Source organism: Microbacterium sp. Bi128 (genome assembly GCF_918698205.1).
The window spans coordinates 1-5093 of the sequence record NZ_CAKKMM010000294.1 but is presented as its reverse complement, the minus strand read 5'-3'; the positions used below and the strand labels follow the sequence as shown (position 1 = coordinate 5093).

The 5093-nt window shown below is 72.4% G+C and carries 3 protein-coding genes; 1 reads left to right on the top strand and 2 read right to left on the bottom strand.

What is annotated here, in order from left to right; all coding sequences use genetic code 11:
• Positions 1 to 438 (top strand): Fic family protein (locus LQV45_RS17400; protein ID WP_230008103.1); only part of this gene is annotated, 438 nt, incomplete at its 5' end.
• 28 nt (positions 439 to 466) lie between these two features.
• On the opposite strand, the gene LQV45_RS17395 is transcribed toward LQV45_RS17400, so the two are convergent.
• Together LQV45_RS17395 and LQV45_RS17390 are read right to left on the bottom strand one after the other, a co-directional pair.
• On the bottom strand, positions 467 to 2758 hold the full coding sequence (locus LQV45_RS17395) for an SCO7613 C-terminal domain-containing membrane protein (protein ID WP_230008102.1): 2292 nt from the start codon (positions 2756 to 2758) through the stop codon (positions 467 to 469).
• A gap of 5 nt (positions 2759 to 2763) precedes the next feature.
• On the bottom strand, positions 2764 to 4968 hold the full coding sequence (locus LQV45_RS17390) for a hypothetical protein (RefSeq protein ID WP_230008101.1): 2205 nt from the start codon (positions 4966 to 4968) through the stop codon (positions 2764 to 2766).
• Positions 4969 to 5093: the final 125 nt, after the last annotated feature.

The window sequence follows — 5093 nt, the reverse complement described above, 5'->3', positions numbered from 1 at the left end:
CCGCTGCTCTACCTCTCGAACTACTTCGAAACCCACCGAGAGGAGTACTACGAGCGACTCCAGGCCGTGCGCGAAAAGGCTGACATCGAGGGGTGGCTCACCTTCTTCCTCGAAGCCGTTCGCGCACAAGCCGACGACGCCGTCGATCGCTCTCGTCGCCTGATCTCCATTCGCGAGCTCTACCACTCCGAGGCGATCAAAGAGCGATCGAACCTCCCAAGGCTCGTGGACATCATCGTTCGAAACCCGTTCGTGACGGTCAAGTCCGTCGAAGACGAGTTGGAGATGACCAACCAAGGAACCCGCCTGCTCATCAAGAACGCCGAGAAGCGTGGCTGGCTCCGCTCCCTGGGAACACACGGCAGGGGCGGACGCGAACGCTGGTACGCGCCCGCGATCTTCGAGGTCATCGACATGCCCATGAGCTACGAGGGCTGACCGTCCGCACGCCGCGCCGGGTGCCGTCTCACCTCAGTCCGCGAATGGCCAGGGCGACGGCCTTGACCTCACGGATGCGCCGCTCGTAGGTCGCCGCGACGACGATGAGCAGCACGCCCGCGATCCCGAGCCACAGCCACCACAGCCCCGACACGCTCTCGTACAGCGCCGCGATCCACGGCCACAGCTGAGCCACCGCGTGCACGATCAGCACGACCCCGCCGATCAGCACCGGGGCCTGCAGACGGAACCACACCCCGGCCAGCAACACTCCCAACGCGACGACGCCGAGCGCGATGATCCGCCACAGGACGTTGTCGGCCACGAAGTCGAACATGAGCGACGGCACGAGCAGCAGCCCGAGACCGATACCGAGCGCCGGCCAGCTCCCGAGGTCAGCGTGACGGCGGAGCGCCCGGACGCCGTGCGCCACCAGCGCGGCGCCCAGCGGCACGGTCGCCACCTCCACCGGCTCCACCCCGCCAAGCAGTAGCGCGGATACCCCGACGAGTGCTGCCCCGCCGACGCTCGACCACACCACGGTCGTCGCGCCCGCCCACCGCCACAGCACGCCGATGGCGAGCACCATGACGATCGTCGCCGCGGCGCGAAGAGTCTCACCGCCGGTCACCGGCAGACGCACGGCGGTCCCGATCGACACCACCGCGAGGGTCACGACGGCGGCGGCGGGTGGCATCCACCCTCCGTTGTGCGGCGAACGCCGAGCCGAGAGGACGGCCGCGATCGCGAACGGCACGGTGACGGCGAGAAGCCACACGTCGAAGACGGGGCGATGCAGGTCGACGGTGATCCGGATCCCGCCCGCGATGAGCACGGCGAGCGAGGCGACGCCCACGACGGGCAGGACGAATGGTGACGAGCGCGTCCACAGGACGACGATCATCGCCAGTGCGGCCACCGCCATCACGACGCCGGCGCGCGTCGGAGCGTCGGTCACCAGCATCGCCGAGGGCACCAGCGCGACGGCCGCACCGACGCCGACCAGAACGGGTGCGATCGGCATCCGAGTCCGCCACGCCGCGGCCAGAGCCAGCACCGCGGCCGCAACCGCGAGAGACATCCACTCGACGGGACGGATGCCGATCGCCACACCGATCAGCCCGAGTACCGCGGCACCGCCGACGGCCGTTTCGGCGACGACATCGCCGCTGAACTGGCGCCACGCGACCAGGGCACCGAAGGCTCCCAGCACGAGGATCGCCACGACCGCACGCCACACCGGGCCACCATCGGCCGCGATCACCACCGCCTCGCCCGCGACGAACGTCACGACCGCGACGACAGCCGCCGCGTGCGCCGCGGTGTCGGACCAGGCCACCGGGCGACGGGCGATGCCGCCGGCCGCCAGCGCGATCCCCGCCGACACGACCAGCACGGCGAGATCGGTCAACGCCCCGCCGGACTGCCCGACCTCGATGATCCGTGCGAGCCGGACCAGCAGCGCGGTGAGCACGCCGACTCCGCCGGCGGTGGCGACCACGACCGGGAGAACGTCGGGCGTCCGCGCAGGCCGCACCCACGAGCCGGCGACGAGCAGAACAATCGACGCGACGCCGACCGACGCGAAGCGGGCGGTGTCGTCGGCTCCCGCCAAGGCCGTGGGGAGCAGTGCCACGAGCGTGCCCGTGAAGGAGATGAGGGCCGGCACGGATACACTGCGCCCCGAAACCCGACGGCGCGCGCGTTCCTCCGCGGCCGCCATCGCGAGCAACGCGGCCGCGACCGGCAGGGTGAACGCCTCGACAGTCGCGACACCGGCGTCGTCCAGCCCGAGCCACAGCGCCACGACCGCGGCCGCGAGCGCCAGCCACACGAGATGGCGCCTTTGGCCCTGCGAGACGAAGAGGCCGCCGGCATCCACCGCGCAGAGCAGCACCGCGGCGGCGACGATCAGCCACGGCATCGCCGCACCGACGGTGGGAGCGAAGACGGTGACGGCCAGCACGGCGACGACCGCGGTCCCTCCGTCGAACAGCGCACGGGTCACGGTCTGCGCGCGCAACCTCCAGAGCGAGAGGGCAGCGGCGACAAGGGCCACTCCGGCGAGCAGCACGCTCCCACCGAGGTCGGACACATCGCCCCACCGCGTCGCGACCAGAACGGTCGCCGCTGCGATGAGGGGCATCAGCACGGCGGCGGCCGGCCGCGCCACGCGCCCGCCCGCGAGCGCGGCACTGAACATCGCAACGACCGAAGCGGCGGTCGCGGCGACGCCGACGCCCACCAACCAGGCGGTTCCCGCGGGCGTCACCGCGCCGAGCAGAATCTCCGGCAGCCCCCACCCCACCGTCAGAATCAACCCGGTCAGGGCCGCGGCATCCCGTTGGCGATGTCGAGAGAGCGGAACGGAATCGTGGCCGCCACCAGGCACAGAGAGGCCACCCCGGCAGCGACAACGAGCGGCCCCGGCACGAGCACGAAGACACCGAACGCGATCCCGATCACCACCGGCACGAGGAACGCGCTGCCCGATACGAAGACCACCAGCGCGACGATCGCGACGACCCTCACCAGGCGATGAAGGGATGCCACCACCCACAGCACCCCGGCAACCGTCACCGTCGCGATCGCCCACGTCAGCGGCGCCGAGAACGACAGAATCCAGCCGGCGAGTAGCGCGCTAATACCGACGGAGACCCATACCTCGGGCCGTCCGCGACGGGCGCGAAGGAGCAACACCGCCGCGATGGCGATCGCCAGGTACCAGAGCACGACGAGGCCGATCACGCGCAGTTGCGGACCCACGAGCAGTGCCAGGACCGCCGTCGACCACACGATCACGGGATTCCGCGCGGCCCACAGTCCGCCGAGGCGCCAGGCGACGGCCACCAGAGCCACGACGGCGATGAGGGTGAGCGCCGACGCCGTGCTCTCGGCATCCGGCACGTCGACCGCGAAGGCCGAACGACCGAAACCGCGACCGAGGCCTCGGAGGGGTCCGGCCACCGCGGCCACCACGAGCGCGAACGGGATGAGCGCCGCGATCGCGCCACCCGCAGCGGCGGTGAGAGACGCCACGCGCAGGGCGACGCCAGCGGTCGCCCCTCCCGCGCGAGTCGCGGCCCGCTCGAGCGCGAGGAAGAGCACGGTGGCCACGAGCAGTGGAGCCGTAGCGGTGAAGGTGGGATCGGCGACCCGCACCACGGTCATCGTGGCGCCGGCGCCGAAAACGAGGACGGCGGCCGGCGCGGCGACGGACGCGATGAGCTGCTCGCCCCGGCGCGTCGCGATGATCGCGTGCGCCGCGATCACGGCGGCGAGCGAAAGTGCCGCCACGACGGGGGCCCAAGTGGCACCGGTTTCGAGTCCCAGCAGTGCCGAGAGCCCCACGACCGCACCGAGCGCTGCCACCCCGCGGAGCACCGCGACCTCGAGCACGAGGCTCCCATGCTCACCGCGCGAGAGGCGGGGAGCCAGCGGTGCGGCGAGTGTCACGAGGAGCAGCGTGAGTCCCGCGGCGTACCAGGCGCGCAACGGATCGCCGCCGACAGCGCCCGCCGCGATCAGCGCCGGACCACCCGCCAGCGCGACCACCCCGGTCGTCAGCGGCACCCGAAGGCGGGACACCCGCGCCCACGCCGCGAACCCGACGCCGGCGGCCAGGGCGGCGCTTCCCCAGTAGAGGAGCGCGTCGGTGCCCGCGGCCCCGGCGACGTCGTTCGCCCGCACCGCCCACACGTCGAGAGCGACCAGGGCGATGCCCAACAGCGCGATGCCCTCGGCCGTGGCGGTCAAACGCCGACGCCGGAGCACCGAGGCCGTCACGATGACACCCACTGTGGCGAGAGCGACAATGATCGAGCGCAGCACCAGACCGCCGCTGACCCACGCCACCGTCAGGAAGAACGCCGCCGCGACGGCGAGCAGCACGACACCGATCGACAGCAGGAACACCTGCACGCCCGAGCGGCGCGGCGCGGTCGGTCCGGTCGGCAGCTTCTTCGGCGCACCCGCGGGCGCGGCCGGAGTCGGAGCAGGCGGGTGCGTCGGCGGATCGACGTCGCGCGGAGGCTCTGGCATCGCATCGACCGGCGCGTGGACCTGCGCCGGCATCGCATCGACCGGCGGCGCGTGGACCGGCGTCGGGGAGGGCAGTGCAACCGCCGCGGGTCGCGTCGCCGCAGCTTGCTCGGCCGCAGCTCGTTCGGCCGCAGCCGCCGCGGGTCGCGTCGCCGCAGCTTGCTCGGCCGCAGCTCGTTCGGCCGCAGCTCGTTCGGCCGCAGCCGCCGCGGCCGCCGTTTTCGCCGCGGCAGCGAACGCGCGATCCGCGTCGGCGTGCATCTGCGCGAGCACCTCGTCGCGGTCGCCGAGCAGCCGGGCGACGCGCTGCGACAGATCGAGAACGCGGTACGCGCGCTGGTCGCTGAGGTCGAGCCCGCACGAGGCACACGTGGATGCCGCGATCTCGGTGAAGCACGACGGACACCGCGTGCTGTCGATCAGCGCCTCGCGCGACGGCGGCCACACTCTTCGTCGGGTGAAACCTCGCGGATCATCGACTCCCGTCATCGCGCCCCCTCGCCGTCGGTCGTCGACCCAGGCTAACCAATGGCGCGCACGGCCCCCGGTGGCCTGTGGACAGCGACGGGGCGCGGCGAGCGCCGGGGTTTGGGGCGCATCCCGCGCTTTGGGGC